Source organism: Marinitoga sp. 1135, assembly GCF_013363245.1.
GTDB lineage: Bacteria > Thermotogota > Thermotogae > Petrotogales > Petrotogaceae > Marinitoga > Marinitoga piezophila.
This window is the reverse complement of record NZ_LBEZ01000025.1, coordinates 93,299-111,792: the sequence shown is the minus strand read 5'-3', so window position 1 is coordinate 111,792 and position 18,494 is coordinate 93,299. Positions and strand designations below refer to the sequence as shown.

Below are 18,494 nucleotides of genomic sequence, written 5' to 3'. Positions count from 1 at the left end.
TGGTGGCAATTATTGAATACTTATCTTCACGTTTATAATATATACTCCTCAAATGTTTCAAAATTATTTAAGGATTAAGAATTTTTTGGTGGCAGATAATTAAGACTTAATTAATGTGGTAAAATATAAAATGAAAGGAGAGATAAAAATGGATTTGATAAAAAAATTAAAAGATGATAGCAGCGCAGAAAGATTTTTAATAGAAGCTGGAATATTGAATATAAAAAGCGAATGTCCATATTGCGGAAGCAAAGAAGTTTATACAATAAGAAGAAATCATTTTAAATGCAAATCATGCAGGAGAGAATGGTCAAGATACAATGGTACTATTTTCAAGGATATAAGAATTAAACCTTTGAAGTTTGTAAGAATTGTTCATGAATTAGCCGAAGGAAAAATGATAAAAAAAATCTCTGAAGATTTAAATGTTTCCTATAATACCGTTTTAAAAATACGAAAGCTTATTTTAAAACGATTTATAAAAAGGATATTTGGTGTCGAAGATGTAGGAGATTTTTTTGCTGTTGGTATAAAATATAAAGATAATAATATAGATATGAAATATTTCGAGGAATGTAATATTGAAAACTTAAAAAATATTGAAAACGAAAAGCTTGGAAGGTTGTATATTTTTAAAGATATAAATAATTACGATGTTTTCATAATCTTTTCTGAAAAACCCATTAAAATACTCGAAAAAAATTCCAAAAAAATTAATTTACAGGAAGCTCGTAAAGAATTCCATGAGTTTATAAAACATTTCTCAGATAGCGTGGTAAAAGGAAAACTATCCAATGGTAATTCACTGTTGTTTGCACTGGCACAATCTCATGTTGTAAGCACTCATGGTAATGAACGCTTATTCTATATTTTTTTAGAATTATTAAAACAAAAATAAGGGCTGTTTCAAAAGAAACAGCCCTTGATTTATTAATGTTGTAAATATATAAGGTAATATACAAATGCAATTGCAAGTACCCAGTTTAACCAGTGAATTTCCTTACCTTTTCCTGATAATACCTTAACTAATGGATATGCTATTAAACCAAGAGCAATACCATTAGCAATAGAATATGTCAATGGCATCATTATAATTGTTATAAATGCTGGAACAGCTTCTGTTGTATCTTCCCATCTGATTTTTGTTAAGTTTTTCAACATTAAAGAACCAACAAAAATCAATGCTGGTGCTGTTGCTGCAGCTGGAATTGTTAATCCTAAAGGTGAGAAGAATAACATAAGAAGCATTAATACAGCTACAGTTACTGATGTTAAACCTGTTCTTCCACCCTGTGCAATACCTGTTTCACTTTCAATATATGTTGTAACTGTTGAAGTTCCAAATAATGCACCTACAGAAGTACCTATAGCATCAGCCATATATGCTCTATTTGATCTTGGGAAGTCTTCTCCATCTTTTATAAATCCAGCACTTTGAGCTAAACCTGTTAATGTACCAAGTGTATCAAAGAAGTCAACAAAGAAGAAGGTTAATACCACAACCCAGAATGAACCACTTACTAAATCACCCCATGAAAGTTGAAGTTTCATAAATGTTGGTGAAATATCAGGAATCTTTCCGATTATTCCCTGATAATGTGTAACTCCAAAAATTGGGAAAGCACCTATTATTGTTGATATAATAATACCAAGAAGAATCGATCCTGGAACTCTTAACGCAAATAAAACAGCTGTTATAATTAAACCAATTATTGCAACTAATGCATTTGGATCAGTTAAATCTCCCAATCCAACAAATGTTGCAGGATTAGCTACTATAATACTTGCATTTTTCATACCGATAAATGCGATAAATAAACCTATACCTGCACTTGTGGCAAATTTTATATTTTGAGGAATAGCTTTTACAACAAAACTTCTTGCCCCTGAAGCTGTTAATAAAATAAATACAAGACCTTCAACAAAAATTGCACCCAATGCAACCTGCCATGGAATCCCCATTTTCAAAACTACAGTATAGGTAAAATATGCATTTAAACCCATACCTGGAGCAAGAGCAAATGGATAATTAGCATATAATCCCATTACCAATGTTGCAGCTGCTGCACCAAAAATTGTAGCAACCATTACAGCACCAAAATACTGAGTATAAACATCGCTTCCAACTTCTGCACCTGGAGCCATAGCTGTTACCAGAATACTTGGATTAACAAATAAAATATAGGCCATACTTAAAAAAATAGTAATACCAGCAAGGATCTCAGTTGTTACAGTTGTACCGTTTTCTCTTAACTTAAAGAACTTTTCCACCCCATAACACCTCCTGAGTTTTAAAAAATATAATATACCTTTAACATTATTGTATAAGTAATAGTTTACAAAATTATTTCTAATTTATTTAAATTAAATAAAATTTAATATTTTAATCATAAAAAACAAAAGCATCCCCCAGGAAGAGAGATGCTTTATTACAATTATATTATCTCTCTTCCTGTAGTCAGACAGTTTACGGCTGTCTGGTAGAGACTCCCAAGCCATATTCCCGGGATTATACAGGAAGAATCCTTGTTCACCTATTTACTTTTCATACCTTACCATTTTCTGTTTCGCCATGATCTTTTATATCATTATTTTTTTCCTTTTTAACTTCATATTTTTCCTGATATTCTTCAAAAATTTTATTAAATTCTTCATGATACTTTTTAAACACTTCTAATACCTCTGGATCAAATATAGAAGGTTTGGTTTTAAAATCACCGTTAACTATAATATTATAAGCTTCTTCATGAGAGTATCCAGCTTTATACGGTCTATCGCTTCTCAATGCATCATAAATATCAGCAAGCGCAACAATACGAGCTTCAATAGGAATCTCCTCTCCTTTTAACCCAAAAGGATATCCAGAACCATCATATTTTTCGTGATGATATAATGCTATATTTTTAGCCATCTGGAAATATTCATCATTTCCAAATATTTCTTCAGCATATAATGTATGTTTTTTCATTTCCTCGTATTCTTCAGCCGTCAGCCCTCCAGGTTTATTCAATATATCATGATTTATCATCAATTTACCAATATCGTGTAAAGGTGCGTATGTTTCAATATCATTTACAAATTTCGCATCAAAACCCATTTTTTCTGCTATTACCCGCGAATATTTTGCAACCCTATCAATATGAAAACCTGTTATTTCATCATATTTTTCAGCTATTGCAGAAAGATGCGAAGAAAATTTTCTATAAGAAACCCCAAGATCATTATATGCATCTTCCACCTGATTATATAAATCTTCAAGTTCTTTATTTGTAGCTTCTAATTCTTCTGTTGATGCACTAATTTCATCAAATAATTCTATCATTTCTTTTATAGCTAAAAATTCAACTTCTTTTAATTCTTCTAATTCAGTAAAATGGAATTTTTCTTTTTTTATTGGTTCCAGAATATTCACAAAATCATTTTCAGACAAAATCATAAAACTCTGTCTATCCATAATTCTTAATTCTTTTAAGAAACTTTCCATGCTCTTTATTATTTTATTAAATTCCTGTTCAAAGGTTTCCATAAGACTTAAATTTCTTTTTTTGAACCACAAATTCACATAAATCAATAATAATATAATTATCGAAATAAAAATATTGTATATAACATATTTTGTAATATCAATAGAGGTCACAAGAGTTATATTTTTCCATTTCTTCTTTAAGTTAAGATATATCCTGAAGTTATCAGTTGTAATAAAATTAAATTTATTAATATTCAAATCAGATAAAATCAATTCTCCTGATTCATCAATTATCGAAAAATAGTAAGTTGAATTATGCAGTAAATTTAAAGCATTTAATTCACCTATTAAATATAAGGAATTATATTTACTTACAATATATATTTTCTCAGGTTCATTTGAAAATAGCTCAGTTTTTAAAATTAATGTATCCATATTCTTCATATTTTGCAGTTTAAAAAGAAGTATCTGATTAATATATTTATCTTCAAACAATTCATCTGGTAGCGTTTTTCTAACCTTTCCTGTTTGTTCAACAGCATAAAATCTTTTAATGTTAATGTCTTTAAGCAACTTTTCATCATCAATAATGCTAATATACTTTAAATGATAAAAATAATGATTCATAACATCTGAAAAAGCGTCATAATTATTCTGCGAGTAATTAGAAAGATTGCTATATGACATATAAAACGAAAAAGTCCAGATTAATATAATAATTGCGAAAAATACAACATTCTGGATAATAGATTTTTTAATATAACTATGCAAGATATCTCCAAACTTCATTCTTGAGCCCCTTTGATTTTTATATTAATATATCATTGATATATTAATTCAGTGTAAATTATAACAAAATCCCCCGCAAAAAAAATTACGGCATGGAAACAAAAAATTTAAATCTGTTCCAAAAATAGAAAATATTTTCTTTTTTATCTATTTGCAAAAATAATTTATTATTTTTAATATTCTTGGTATAATAGAAGTGGAGATGAATTTTTAGAGGGGGATAATATGATTGATACTAAATTAAAACATATAATAAATAAATATAGCTTAAGTTTTGATGAAAAAAAATTTCAAAATGTAAAAAAAATTATTCAATATTTAGGAGAATTGGACGAAGAAATACTGGAAAATATAATTCTTGAAAATTATACCATTGGAGAATCCTATTTTTTCAGAGATGAAAATCTATGGAATATATTAAAAAGAAAAATCCAGACAAAAAATAATTGGGATATTTTAAGCCTTGGTTGTTCAAGGGGAGAAGAGGTTTATACAATGTCTTTTATATTAAATGATTCTGGAATAAATTATTCCATAAAAGGTGTTGATTTATCTTATGAACGCATCCAACAGGCAATAAAAGGGGAATACAAATTCTGGAGTGTTAGATTTCTTAAAAAGGATTTAATTGAAAAATATTTTGAAAAAAAAGATAACTTTTTTTATGTAAAAAATAATTATAAAAGGGATATATCCTTTATGCAAAGAAATATAATATTGGAAGCAAAGGATAATTCGAAAACATATGACATTATATTTATTCGTCGAGTTTTAATATATTTTGAAGAATATCAAATTAGCAAAATTTTAAATGATTTAAAGTTACTATTAAAAAAAGATGGTTATTTAATTCTGGGTAAAGGGGAATTTTATCCAGAATTGTTGGAATTATTTGAACCGGAATTTTATGATGATATTGTTCTGTGGAAAAATTCAAAAAATAAAATATTAAAAAAGAATACTAAAACTTCGCTATTTAAAAATAAAATCAACTTAAAATATCTGGAAAAAAAGAATTTACAACCTTCAAAAAATAATATTGAAAAAAACATTTTAAAAGACAAAATATTAAAAACATATACTCATGTTACTTTAGAAGAAGAGCTTGAAATAATTGAAGAAATGCTTAATAAAGAAAATTTCATTATGGCCTATGAAAGAATCTCACATGCTATTGAAAAATATCCTTTAAATTATCTTTTATGGAAATACAAAGGTTTTGTAGAATTAAGGCTTGGAAAAAATTTTAAAGATTCAATATCAAAAGCTATATATTTAAATCCTGACGATCCAGAATTATGGCATTTAAAAAATAGTTGAGGTGTTATAGATGGAATATTATATATGTGAAATAAAGGATATTGAAAACAGAACACGAAAAATAGCTATCGAAAATAATATCATAGGGATTTCAACATCTTTTATCCCTGAGGATACAGGAAAACAGTTTATAGGTTTTTCAGAATTTAACGGGAATTTATACCCTGTTGTAACCCTTCCGCTGGAAGAAAAGCTCGTTTTAAAAATCTTTCTAATATATGAAAAAATGGCTTTTGGCGTAACCTCAATAATAAAAAAAACAAAAATCGACAAAGTGCACATTATTTCTGAAAAAATGCTTGAATTATTCCCTGAAATGAAAATATATTCCGGATATTTTGAAGACGAAGGGGAAGATATACTTGTATTTAATATTGAAAATGCATTAAAACAGGATATGCCAGACGTAATAGTAAAAAACAGAAAAATTAAAAGAGGGACACATCAAAAATTATTACAGGATTTCTTTATTATAGATGGCAAATATGCTGTTGAAAGATACAAAATACTTAATATTTCCGGTATTGAAAAATTTGCCCCTTTTTCATTTAAAGAATTTGACGGATTTGTTGAATATAAAAATGAAATTTTCCCTGTATTGAAAACTGACGAAGAATTTAAATGGCTCGTTATAAAAAAAGGTTTTAGCCTTTTATGTAAAAATATCCAGACAACAAATGGTGAAGTTATATCAGATGAAAAGAATAAAAAGTACTTAAAAGTTGGCAAAAATATATATGAAATTCTGGAGTGATATAAATGGAAATGGATTTTTCTCAGATATATTTTGATGAAATGGAAGAACGATTAAACGAAGCTATTGAATTATTGAAAAAATATCTTGAAACTCATGATCCCATTATAATAAAGGATTTACATAGAATCTTTCATACACTAAAAGGTTCTGCTGGGCTGGTGGGATTAAATAATATACAGAGCTTTATGCATGTTCTCGAAAGTGAATTTAAAAAACGTTTAGACAATGAATTGGAAGAAGATTTTGTTGCCAGGATAATGAAGATTTCAGCTGAGATTGTAAATAAAAAAAAGGATTTAACTCCAGATGAAGTTAAATATTTTTCTTCAATTCTTGAGGGTAAAGAAGATATTGATAGTTCATCTGGAAGAGTTTCCATTGACTCAGTTCACATAGATTACTTTGAAAAAATCTTCGAAGAAATACTTAAAGCAGAAAATCTATTAATTCAGGGAAATAAAAATAGCGCTTTAAAAAATTTAAAACAACTTAGAAAATCCATACAAAAAATTATAGAAGATTCGAAGTTCATTTCTTTAAACAAAGTACTTGAAGATTTTGAAAATCTTGTTTATCAGGAAGCAGTTTTTAATAAAAAGAAAGTCCGTTTAGAACTTTTTGTGGAAGATGAAAAAATAGGAAAAAAAGACGCAAAATTTTTAAGAAATATTCTTGTACATCTTGTAAAAAACGCAATTGCACATGGCATTGAATTACCCGAGGAAAGAATTAAAAATAATAAAAAAGAATACGGAAAAATAACCATAAAAAGCTATTCAAAAGGCGAATTTTTATATATAGAGGTCACAGATGATGGTAAAGGTATAGATATAGAAAAAGTCAAAGAAAAAGCAAAAGAAAAAGGAATTACTTATGAAGATCCATACGAAATAATTTTTGAATCTGGATTTTCAACAAAAGAAACTGCTGATTTGTCTTCTGGAAGAGGTGTTGGTCTTGATTCTGTAAAAGCTTTTGTAGAATCAAGAGAAGGATTTATAAAGGTAAAAAGCACTCCTCAAAAAGGAACAACATTTATAGTTTCATTTAAAACAGAATTAACTTCAAAAAAAGTTTTAATTGTAAAAAGGCAACATGAAATCTTTGCAATTTTTTCAAATGAAATCCAGGAAGTCCTTAAAGATGCCGAAATTATTAATGACGAAAAAATAAATTACAAAGGAAAAATTATGGATTTAATAGACTTTAAAGAAGGTGATTTTAAATTTATAATCGCCGGAAGAAATAAAGCTATTGCTGTAGATGAAATAATAGGTTATTTTGAAACATTTGTACTACCATATGAAAAAGATTACATTGTTGGGTTTGCCAAAAATATATTTTCTTATCCCGTTCCAATAATTTCAATTGAAGAAGTAAACATTAATAAAAAACGCATTTCAAACAAAGAAAAAACTATTCTTGTTTTAGACGACTCCACATTAACCAGATTTGTTATTTCAAAACTAATAAGAAACGCTGGATTCAGAGTAATTGAAGCAAAATCTGGGGAAGAAGCAATAGAGAAAAAAGGATATGATGCCGCAATATTAGATGTTGAACTTCCTGGAATTTCAGGTTATGAAGTTGCCAGAATATTGAGAAATAGAAATAAAGATTTACCAATTATTATGTTAAGTACAAAAGACTCACCAGAAGATATCAAAAAAGGTCTTGATTTAGGAATAAATGCATATCTATCAAAAAGCGATGATCCAGAAAAAATCGTAATATTATTAAAAAAATTTCTGGAGGTGTAAATTATAAAAAAAATTGTAATAGGTGCATCTGCAGGCGGACCAGATACATTAAAAAAGATATTTGATATAAAAGAAGAATTAAAAATACCTGTTGTACTTGCAATGCATAATCTTTCAAGTCAGGTGGAAAACTTTAAGGACTTTATTGAAGATTTCACCAAACAAAAAGTATATATTATAAATAACATAACCTCCTTAAATGCTGGAATATACATTCCAGAAGGCGGGAAAGACATTATTTTTGTAAATGAAAATACAATTTCCGCAGTTGATTCACAGGATATCATTGCACCTTCAATAAACCATCTATTCAAGAGTTGCGAAAGCTTTGTAAATGATGACTTTTATTTTATACTCCTTGGTGGATTGGGGCAGGATGGAACAAATGGCTTAAAAGTATTGGAAAAGAAAAATGCAAATATATATATTCAAAAGCGTGCGAAATTTCCATATATGACAAATGCCGCAATGAGAAGTCTCAAAAGATACAACAAATTAGATATAGAGGGTATTAAAAATCTTATTTTAAAAATAAACAGGGGTTGATTGTATGAAAAAAGTACTGGTTCTTGACGATAGTATTTCATGGCGTATTTTCTTAAAAAAAAGTCTGGAACAATATGGGTATGATGTTGAAGTAGCTGAAAATGGACTTGAAGGAATTAATAAATTTTTTGATTTTCTTCCTGATATTATAATTTCGGATTATGTAATGCCGCAAATGAACGGAGTTCATCTTTGTAGATTTATAAGAAGCTATGCTGCATTTTCCAATGTTGGAATTATAATTCTAACAGGAGCAAATGAATCAATTAATGAATTTTGGGCAAAAAAAAGCGGCGCAAACATGTTCTTAAGAAAAGACGCTGACCCAGAAGAACTTATGAATAAAATCAAAGAGTTCATTGAAGATGGGAATTATTCAATTGAATGGACAAGAGAATTTCATAAATTTAGAATGGAACCGTTTAGAGAGTTAGTTGATATTCTTGAAGAATCCTTAAAAATGGAAGTAATAAAATCATCGATATTAAATTTAGTAGAAAAAATGGACGATGAAGAACATATAATGAGAGAGATTTATTTAATTCTTGAAGAATTTTTTAATTTTGAAAATGCCTTTTTTATGCTAATTTCTACAAGTTTTGGAAGAATGTATTCCTTTTCAAAAGATAAAAACTACTCATGCAGTGTTTTAAAAGATTTTCTATTTTCGAATTTTAAAAAACCTACCACACCATCTGAATGGATAATAAAAGGAATGTATGATGATGCCGTTTCAAAAGTGCCTGACAATTATTCAGTTTTTAACATTGAATACAACAAAATAGAACAGGGATTAATTCTCTTTGAAAATGTAAAAAATGAACATAATATGGTATATGTTATGAATATGATATCAGAAACGCTTGGTATATTATTCAAAACATTAAACAATTTCTATGATTACAAAACAGCAGCTGAAAATGATGGTTTAACAGGATTACTCAACAAAAAGAACATACTTGACAAATTAAAAGAATTTCTCATTACATTTAGAAGAAAGAATTATCCACTATCAATAGCAATGATCGACATTGATGATTTCAAAAAAATAAATGACACTTATGGGCATGTAACAGGAGATAAAGTTCTCAAAAATATTGCAACAATAATAAATTCAGAAATGAGGGAAAATGATTTTGCCGGTAGATTTGGCGGAGAAGAATTTTTAATACTAATGCCGGGAACCTCCTGCATCGAAGCCAAAAAAGCTCTGGAACGTATATTAGAATCTGTAAGAAATTATAATTGGAAAGATTTAGGTATAAATCTTCCTGTTACATTTAGTGCAGGTGTTGCCTGTAACTATCAAAATAAAAGTGCAACAATATTTATCAATACTGCCGATAAATTATTATACAGAGCCAAGAAAAAGGGTAAAAACAGAATAATTATTGAGGAGGAATAAATATGAAACTTGAACTAAAGTATTCTTTAGCCATTTTAGGGATTTTCGCCATATTCTTTGTTGCTTTTTTCATAATTAGCTGGGATTTATTCTCAAACAACTTAAGAACAGAAATTCTGGATTCGTTTTTGTATTCATTGAAAATTGAAAGATATTCAATAAAAGACATTTCAAAAATTACAGAAGATTATTTTATAGAAGAATTCACAAAAGAAAACTCCGGATATTATTATGTAATAGATGAAAAAGGATATGCAATACTACATACCGACCCGACAAAAGTAGGAATTCATATTGTCAAAGACGCAAAACTTGATGATTTATGGAAATATATGAGAGAAAATGATGCAGGAACATATGAATATATCTTTGAAGGTGAAAAAAGATATGTATCCTTTGTAAAAATCACCTCAGAAGGAAAAACATATTATCTTGCCCATGCAATAACATATGGCGAATTATTTGCTGACTTAATAAAAACCAGATATTATATACTAAACATATTTATAATCTTCATGGTAATATTCTTTATTATTTCATATTATCTTGGAAAATGGCTAACACTGGCAATAAAAAAACAGGTAAAGAGTATAGAAGAATTCTCTGCAAATGTTGCTTCATTTATAGCTGAAAACAGTGCAGCTGCAGCTGAAATGGAATCTGTTACTAAAAACACGCAAAAAAATATAAATGAACTTGACGAATTAATTCAAAACTTTGCATCTGCAATAGAAGAAGGAAGAAGCGAATTAAATTCTATTTTGAACAATGTAAAATCATTCTTCCTGAATATTCAGGACATGACTCAAATGACAATGAAAATAGCAGATTTCATAAATAATCTTTCAGATTTAAACTATAAAATCAAAGATATATCAGAAACAGTTTCAATACTTTCAATAAACTCATCAATCGAAACAAGTAAAGAAGAAATAGACAGAGAGGGTATTTCGAGAATCGCTGATATGATAAACGAACTTGCATATGACGCTAAAAAAACATCAAGAGAATCAGAAAAAGTTTTAAAAAACATTGAGAGCAGCATAACCTCAAGCGTATTGCTTTCAGAAAAAACATTAAAAGAATTATCAAACGTTGAAAATTCCTTAGATTCTATTGATCAGGTTGTCGAAAGCTTTGTAAACAACATCGATACATTATCTTCTTTCTCAAATTCAACAAAAACATTAATAAAAGGTGTTCTTGATGGAATAAAACAAACATTTGAAGCACTCGAAGAAATAAAAAATAACATTGATGAACTTGTTAATATGGCTAAAAAAATCGAATGAAGTGGATTTCCACTTCATTCTTTTTTTAAATAAAAAACCGATAAAAATTATCTTTTTTAAAAAATTATGGTATAATAATATTAGAATGTGAAAAATTCACAAACTAACAGAAGGAGGCGGGAATATGTTAAGTGATATTGAAATCGCAAGAAAAGCAAAATTAAAAAAAATAACTGAAATTGCTAAAGACATCAATATTAAAGAGGATTATGTTCATCAATGTGGAAATTATATTGCAAAAATTTCTCATCACTACTTAAGGGAATTAAAAGACAAAAAAGATGGAAAATTAATACTTGTTACAGCAATTAACCCAACACCTGCCGGTGAAGGGAAAACCACAACAAGTATTGGATTATCAATGGCTATAAACAAATTAGGAAAAAAGTCAATAGTAACCTTAAGAGAACCTTCATTAGGGCCTGTAATGGGAGTAAAAGGCGGTGCAGCAGGTGGAGGATATTCTCAGGTATTACCTATGGAAGATATAAATTTACATTTTACAGGAGATATCCATGCAGTAACAACTGCTCATAATCTTGTTTCTGCTGTAATTGACGCTCATATAAAATATGGAAACGATCTCGATATAGATGAAACAAGAGTATTCTGGAAAAGAGCAATGGACATGAACGATAGAGCTTTAAGGCAAATAGTTATAGCCCTTGGCGGCCATGCAAACGGAAATCCAAGAGAAGACGGATTTATAATCACTGCAGCATCAGAAATAATGGCTGTATTATGTCTTGCTGAAGATATACCAGATTTAAAAAGAAGACTTCAAAATATTGTAGTTGCAAGAACAAGAAAAGGAAAACCTGTAACAATTGGCGATTTAAAAATTGAAGGTGCTTTGGCTGCGGTATTAAAAAATGCTATAGATCCAAACCTTGTTCAAACAATTGAAAATACGCCTGCATTTATTCATGGAGGTCCATTTGCAAATATTGCACACGGAACCAATTCATTAATAGCAACAAAAATGGCTTTAAAATTAACTGATTACGTTGTTACAGAAAGTGGTTTTGGAGCAGATTTAGGTGCAGAAAAATTCCTTGACTTTGTATCTCCAACCGCAGGATTTAAACCAGACGTTATTGTTTTAGTTGCTACAGTAAGAGCATTAAAATACAACGGAGGAACAAAGGATTTCGAACAGGAAAATATGGAAGCATTAAGAAACGGAATAGAAAATCTAAGAGTTCATATAGAAAACTTAAGAAAATTTGGTATTCCTGTTGTTGTTGCATTAAACAGATTCAGCACAGATACTGATAAAGAACTGGAATTTGTTATAAAATTCGTAGAAAATCTTGGAGTGAAAATCGCATTAAATGAAGCATTTGCAAAAGGTTCTGAAGGTGCCCTTGATTTAGCAAAAAAAGTTTTAGAAGAGTCAGAAAAAGAAAGCGAATTAAAACCTATATATAACTGGCATGACCCACTTGAAGTAAAAATCATGAAACTTGCAAAAGAAATATACAGAGCTTCACATGTAGATTATGAAATGGCAGCAAGAAATAAAATTAAATTCTTCAAAAAATATGGATATGATCATTTACCTGTTATAGTTGCAAAAACACAATATTCAATTTCAGATGACCCTAAAAAACTCGGAGCTCCTTCAAATTACAACTTTACAATCCGTGATTTTGAACTCTCAGCTGGAGCAGGATTTATCGTTGCGCTTGCTGGAGAAATTATGAGAATGCCCGGATTACCAAAAGTCTCAAATGCAGTAAATCTTGATGTTGACGCAGATGGAAACATAACAGGATTATTCTAATAAAAGAGGTGATTAATTATGATAATAGATATTGAACCTCTTGCTGAATCCATAAGAAATAAAATATCTGAATTTACAAAAAATCATGAAGTAACTCTGGCAAGTATTTCATGTAATCCAGATCCTGCAACAAAAGCTTATTTAAAATCACAAAAACGTCTATCAAAAAAATTCCGTATTAATTACATATCAATTGAAACAAAAAACAAAGAGGAAATGATTAAATCTTTAAAAAATCTTTCTCAGGATAATAATATTGATGGTATATTTATTGCGCAACCTTTACCATTTGATATTAAGGAAATTATAGAATATCTCAATCCTCAAAAAGATGTGGAAGGAATACACCCATATAATCTTGGTAATTTAATATATGGCAATGCTTATTTCAAACCATGTACCGCTGACTCTGTTGTAAGGATAATAAATCATTTTACCAATCCTGATGGTAAAAAAATCACAGTAATAGGACGTAGTGTAATAGTTGGAACACCAGTTTCCATTATGTTATCTGGTCATGAAAACAACGCCACTGTTTCTATATGCCATAGTCATACAAAAAATATTGAAGAATACACAAAAAAATCTGATATCATAGTTTCCGCAGTGGGAAAACCGGCATTTATAACAAAAGACCTGGTAAACGAAAAAAGCGTTGTAATAGATGTTGGAATAAATGTTGTTAATGATGAGATCGTTGGAGATGTTGATAAAAACTTATATGATTATATTTACGTTACCGAAGTGCCTGGTGGTGTTGGCGAAATAACCTCCTTAATACTCTTAGAAAATACAATAAAAGCTTATAAATTAAAAAGAAGAGATAGCTAAAAAGCTATCTCTTCTTTTTAATTAAACCCATTAAATTCCAGCTGCTACATTAACTTTAACTGTAAACCCTTCAAACTTCCACATTCCACCAAAAGTATCTGAAGCTGATCCTATTGTAAAATTAACATCTGCAAGATGAATATTTAGCCCAAATCCTGTATTTAACGACCATACATTCTGATTCTTGCTTATATCCATCCAGAATGGAATTATCCAGAGATTTCCATCAATTGAAACTCCATAATCAAGTCCTTTTCCCATATAATACTGAAAATGTGGTGTAAAATCAAATAACATATGCGTTGTAAAGAAATAACTAATGCTCATAGGCATATCTTCTGGTGAATTTGGATATTCCATAACCAATGCATCTTCATCCTCTTTAAGCATTGTACTTCCTTCTTCTGTTTCTATATTCATATTTTCTATTGTTATAGAAGATGTTGAAGAAAGGGTATATGCATAATCTGCCTGAGCTGGTTTTAAAACAATATCATTTATTGCTATTCCCCATTTTGCCTTTCTATTATAACCATTAACATATCCTATACTCATTTTAAATCCTGCGCTTTCACTCTTAAATGTTTCCATTAAATCCTCATTTAAATCTGGGCCATAATAATCTTCAGAATCTCCTAATAGTGAAGATAAAGATTGCAAAGAACTATTTACATTTCCAACAACAGCATAATCTATCTTCATAATTCCCTTATCTGCATCTGCAGTCTGCGAAAAATCTATACTGCTTCTCATAATCATAACTGGATAAAATTTAGATAACATTATTCCGTATGAATAATTCTTATTACCAAATGAATAATAATTACTTGACTGAGCTATAATATCAACATTAAATATTCCATCTTTACCTTCTAAATCCTTAAATTCTCCATCCTCAACATTTCCCTCTGCAAGAAATTCCACTATTGCATTTGGAATAGACACATCTATATTTCCATCAATTGAATATTCTTTGGCATATGAAAAAGACCATAAATGCAACTTTAAATACAATCCTGTATCAAGATCAAGGGTTATAGGCAATGGATTTCCATCTAAATTATCATATATTTCATTTAAATCTATAACTATCTCTTCTTTAAACAAATCACCCATGGAAATAACAGGATTTGCCAAATCAAGATTTGCGTTTACTCCTATATCTATAAAGTTTCTCGTGCCAAAATCCAATAAAGCTGGATTAAATTTATAATTCCATGGTTTATTTATATTGGGATTTGCAAACAATGAAATGGAAAATATAAAAATCAAAAGTAATATATATAATTTCTTCATATTATTCACCACCTTCCATAAGGTCCATATCTACATCTGTTTTTACTTCTAACCATATTTTTATATCTACTTTTCCATTATCAAGAAAACTCTGTAAATCACCTGGATTAATTTGAACTTTCGTATCGAGATAATACGGAATTGTATTCATAATAGTTTTTATATCTTCCGATTTAATTTCAATAACATCTTCATGAGAACCGTCCTTTAATGTAAATGTTTTTTTCATTAGCTGTTTATCAAACTTATTTCTTCCTATTAAGATAACTTCCGGTGAAAGACCTGATGTATTATTATATTTTATATGTATCTTAATTGATCCATCATCTCCTAATATAGAATTAATTAAAGTATCATCGCTTTCAGAATTTTCATCTCTGCCCAAAACATCATTTTCGCCTTTTATTTCCAAAAGTGTTAATGGCTCATTTCCTAAAATAGTAAAACTCAAAGGTACTGTCATATCAATTTTAAATGAGAATTTAAAATTATTCAGAGATGTAATATTTGCAGTAATATCATTTGATTTCATTGACATTACAACATCTTTTCCTTTTAAAACTTCCAGCAAGAACTCAGTAATATCTTTTTCTATATTAGTTTTATCCAATACAACATCAACTGATTTAACCTTTTTAACATTATCAACTGTGTATGTTGCTGTTAAGGTTATTTTATTATTTGCACTAACCAGATCCTGAGGAATATTTCCAAGTATCTTTGCTGAAAAACCATCTAATTCTATATCATTTAATGTGAGTGTAGTCTCTTCAGAAATTGGAATTTCAAAATTCAAAGGATTATCCTCTGTAATTATATTTGTATTAATTGGTTTTACACTTGCATTAAGATTATAATCAAGAGAAACTGTTGCTTCAAGTGTATATTTAGATCCCATTTCCAAATAATCATCTTCATTTGAAATATCTATTGTAAGAACTTCGCCATCGTAATTTTGCGGTGATGCCTCAAAGGTAAAGTTTAATCCGTTATCAAGATTTACTTCTCCACTAAAATTAATAACTTTCTTTGATTTACCACTAATCACAAAACTCTTTTCATCATTAAGTTCAGTCAAACCCGTAGTTATTAAAAGCATTGCATTAATATCAACTGGTAATTTATTATCCCATTCAATTAAAATTGCTGATGTTGATGTAAAAGTTATGGAATTTAAAACCTCTTTTAATCCTGCAAAATCTACAAATTGAGACTCTGAAATATCCATACTATCGGATGATTTTATTTCCACATGTTTTATTTTTGGTTCTTTTAATTCTACGTTTGCAGTAATGTTATCTCCAAGAGATATACCTGCATCTGACTCAATAGCAATTGAAGTAATGTTTATTTCAGCACTTGGTGCTCCTAATTCCAGATCTGTCATATCTATCGTTGCAGATCCTTCTGATGTAAGTTGAAGAGGTGTGCTATTAGTCTGATATATTAAATTACCACTAATACCTGTAAATTTAGCATTTAATAATGTTATTTCTATTGTACCAGAACCAAAAATAACGCTTTTAATATCCTCTGGAATTGGGATATCCTGTTTTATTTCTTTATTTACTGTTACTCTGGAAATTTTTGGCTCTGAAAAGTTTACCTCTGCATTTAATGTGTCTGAATTGCCTGAATCAAAATCAAGTGAAATTTTATCGATTAAAACTGTTGCATCAACTGATAAATTTCCAGACATGGTAATACCTGCTAAATTTAAAGTTGCTTCTCCAGTGTCTTCCACATTAAAATATACTTTATCTGTTGTTCCATCTCCTTTGTTGTATTCAAAGGAGGCTACTATAGAAGCAATCTTTGTATCAGTAATTTTCAATTCAAAACTTCCACTCATAAATGTAACAGATTCTATTTCATCTGGCAAATCCATAGTTTGTGTATTTTCAACCTCAAAGCCTTCTATTGAATTAATTGTTATATCAGGAGTAATTGTAAATGTTGGCGAATCTTCAAAATTTACATTGGCTTTTTGACCTGATTCATTTGTATATGTTGAATCTACTGTAAATTTAAAAACTCCATTTGCATCATATGGTATAGAAACATTATCAAAATTAAGAGGTCCATTTTCTGAAACATCTTTATGCGCAATTAAAATTTCCTTTGTATCATTTGAATATGAATATACTATTGTTGCTTCATATTCTGTTGAAATATTTTGCCATGTTGAAGGGAATTGAATTCCAACGTCAAAGCTACCGCTTATTGTAACTGTGGAAAATTTTGTACTTCCAAAACCGGGATTAATTTCCTGGGTTATTGATTTTCCAGTTTCAAACTCAATACCTTCTGCTGCTTTGATTTTAGTGTCTGGAGAAAAAGATAAATTACCTATCTCTAAAGTCCCACCTGCACCTGTTCCACTTTTAATTTCAGCTTCAACTTTCAACTCAGAATTATCCATTAAATATTTGTCTGTTAAATTTATTGATATTACTTCTTTTGTTCCTTTCTCTACTAAAACCGGATCAGCAGTTAATATTGATCCATCTGGATTTTCAATAGAAATTGTAATTTCAACATCTGCACCCGTATCATTATTTGTTGCAGTTAAAGTAAGAGCTCCAGTTGAAAAAGTTAATTTAGAAAAAGTTCCGTTAGAATCAATAGGCTCACTTCCTGAAAGTTTATAATTTGCAGTAGCATTATTAGGTATAGTAATTTTCAAATCAATTTTAGGTAATGAAACGCTATCTGGAATAGAAATAGCTCCAATATTTGCCTGGGTAGATTCAGGAGTTGAACCAAGATCGGGAAGATTCATAGTAATTGATTGAGGATCAAAATCCATGGAAGGAACTTCAATATTTATTGGATCTATATCATCAATAGAAGGAATGGAGATTTCCTGTATTATTGAAGTACTGAAAGAATCTATTTCTTTAAACGATTCTCCTCCATCTACAACCAATCCAGTTGCATAACGTATTGCCTTTGTTCCATCTACAGTAATTATTTCAGCACCTGGAAGAACGGATTTTATTCCATCTTCAATACCAACTGTAAAATCACTAACTGCTATACTTGTAGCCGAAACTGGAACACCTAAATCCGGTTTGGCTTTTACTTTTACATTTTGCACACATGACGCTAATAGTACCAGCATTAAAATCATAATTCCAATGATAATACTCTTTTTCATAAAATCACCTCTCTTTAAAATTTCTTTTTTTATATTATATCACATTTTCATTAAGTGTTCGCTTTATAACTTTAGACTTATTATAT

13 protein-coding genes and 1 riboswitch are annotated in these 18,494 nt (G+C 29.1%); of the genes, 9 read left to right on the top strand and 4 right to left on the bottom strand.

Annotated elements, in window-relative coordinates; translation table 11 throughout:
- Positions 1 to 148 precede the first annotated feature (148 nt).
- Complete coding sequence (locus tag XO10_RS10070) at positions 149 to 898, top strand: transposase (RefSeq protein WP_014297476.1); 750 nt, start codon at positions 149 to 151, stop codon at positions 896 to 898.
- 32 nt (positions 899 to 930) lie between these two features.
- Here the strand turns inward: XO10_RS10070 and XO10_RS10065 are convergent, their stop codons facing one another.
- Positions 931 to 2,271, bottom strand: a complete 1,341-nt coding sequence (locus tag XO10_RS10065) for an NCS2 family permease (protein WP_014297475.1) — start codon at positions 2,269 to 2,271, stop codon at positions 931 to 933.
- Positions 2,272 to 2,435: 164 nt separating this feature from the next.
- Positions 2,436 to 2,537, bottom strand: a riboswitch (purine riboswitch).
- Positions 2,538 to 2,545: 8 nt separating this feature from the next.
- On the bottom strand, positions 2,546 to 4,255 hold the full coding sequence (locus XO10_RS10535) for an HD-GYP domain-containing protein (RefSeq protein WP_217671720.1): 1,710 nt from the start codon (positions 4,253 to 4,255) through the stop codon (positions 2,546 to 2,548).
- Positions 4,256 to 4,480: 225 nt separating this feature from the next.
- On the opposite strand from XO10_RS10535, the gene XO10_RS10055 reads away from it, so the two are divergent.
- The 8 genes from XO10_RS10055 (at position 4,481) to XO10_RS10020 (ending at position 13,952) form a co-directional block, all read left to right on the top strand.
- Positions 4,481 to 5,575, top strand: a complete 1,095-nt coding sequence (locus tag XO10_RS10055) for a CheR family methyltransferase (RefSeq protein WP_175418568.1) — start codon at positions 4,481 to 4,483, stop codon at positions 5,573 to 5,575.
- A 10-nt stretch (positions 5,576 to 5,585) separates the two neighbouring features.
- Positions 5,586 to 6,329 carry a hypothetical protein gene (locus XO10_RS10050; RefSeq protein WP_014297472.1) on the top strand — a complete coding sequence of 248 codons (744 nt, stop codon included), beginning with the start codon at positions 5,586 to 5,588 and terminating at the stop codon, positions 6,327 to 6,329.
- A gap of 5 nt (positions 6,330 to 6,334) precedes the next feature.
- Entirely contained in the window at positions 6,335 to 8,092 is a 1,758-nt protein-coding gene (locus tag XO10_RS10045; RefSeq protein WP_014297471.1) for a response regulator, read from the top strand.
- Positions 8,093 to 8,638: a chemotaxis protein CheB gene (locus XO10_RS10040; RefSeq protein WP_175421488.1), complete on the top strand. Its 546-nt coding sequence runs from the start codon at positions 8,093 to 8,095 to the stop codon at positions 8,636 to 8,638.
- A 4-nt stretch (positions 8,639 to 8,642) separates the two neighbouring features.
- Positions 8,643 to 10,043, top strand: coding sequence for a diguanylate cyclase (locus XO10_RS10035; RefSeq protein ID WP_014297469.1), 1,401 nt, complete (start codon positions 8,643 to 8,645; stop codon positions 10,041 to 10,043).
- Between the two features lie 2 nt (positions 10,044 to 10,045).
- The gene (locus tag XO10_RS10030) at positions 10,046 to 11,335 is read left to right on the top strand and encodes a methyl-accepting chemotaxis protein (protein ID WP_014297468.1); all 1,290 of its coding nucleotides are present in this window, start codon (positions 10,046 to 10,048) and stop codon (positions 11,333 to 11,335) included.
- A gap of 124 nt (positions 11,336 to 11,459) precedes the next feature.
- Complete coding sequence (locus XO10_RS10025) at positions 11,460 to 13,121, top strand: formate--tetrahydrofolate ligase (RefSeq protein ID WP_014297467.1); 1,662 nt, start codon at positions 11,460 to 11,462, stop codon at positions 13,119 to 13,121.
- 18 nt (positions 13,122 to 13,139) lie between these two features.
- Positions 13,140 to 13,952 (top strand): bifunctional 5,10-methylenetetrahydrofolate dehydrogenase/5,10-methenyltetrahydrofolate cyclohydrolase, encoded by an 813-nt coding sequence (locus tag XO10_RS10020; RefSeq protein ID WP_014297466.1) that lies wholly within the window; start codon positions 13,140 to 13,142, stop codon positions 13,950 to 13,952.
- Positions 13,953 to 13,982: 30 nt separating this feature from the next.
- Here XO10_RS10020 and XO10_RS10015 read toward each other — a convergent pair whose 3' ends face one another.
- Together XO10_RS10015 and XO10_RS10010 are read right to left on the bottom strand one after the other, a co-directional pair.
- Positions 13,983 to 15,248, bottom strand: coding sequence for a hypothetical protein (locus tag XO10_RS10015; RefSeq protein WP_014297465.1), 1,266 nt, complete (start codon positions 15,246 to 15,248; stop codon positions 13,983 to 13,985).
- A 1-nt stretch (position 15,249) separates the two neighbouring features.
- The gene (locus XO10_RS10010) at positions 15,250 to 18,408 is read right to left on the bottom strand and encodes a hypothetical protein (RefSeq protein ID WP_175421460.1); all 3,159 of its coding nucleotides are present in this window, start codon (positions 18,406 to 18,408) and stop codon (positions 15,250 to 15,252) included.
- Positions 18,409 to 18,494 lie beyond the last annotated feature (86 nt).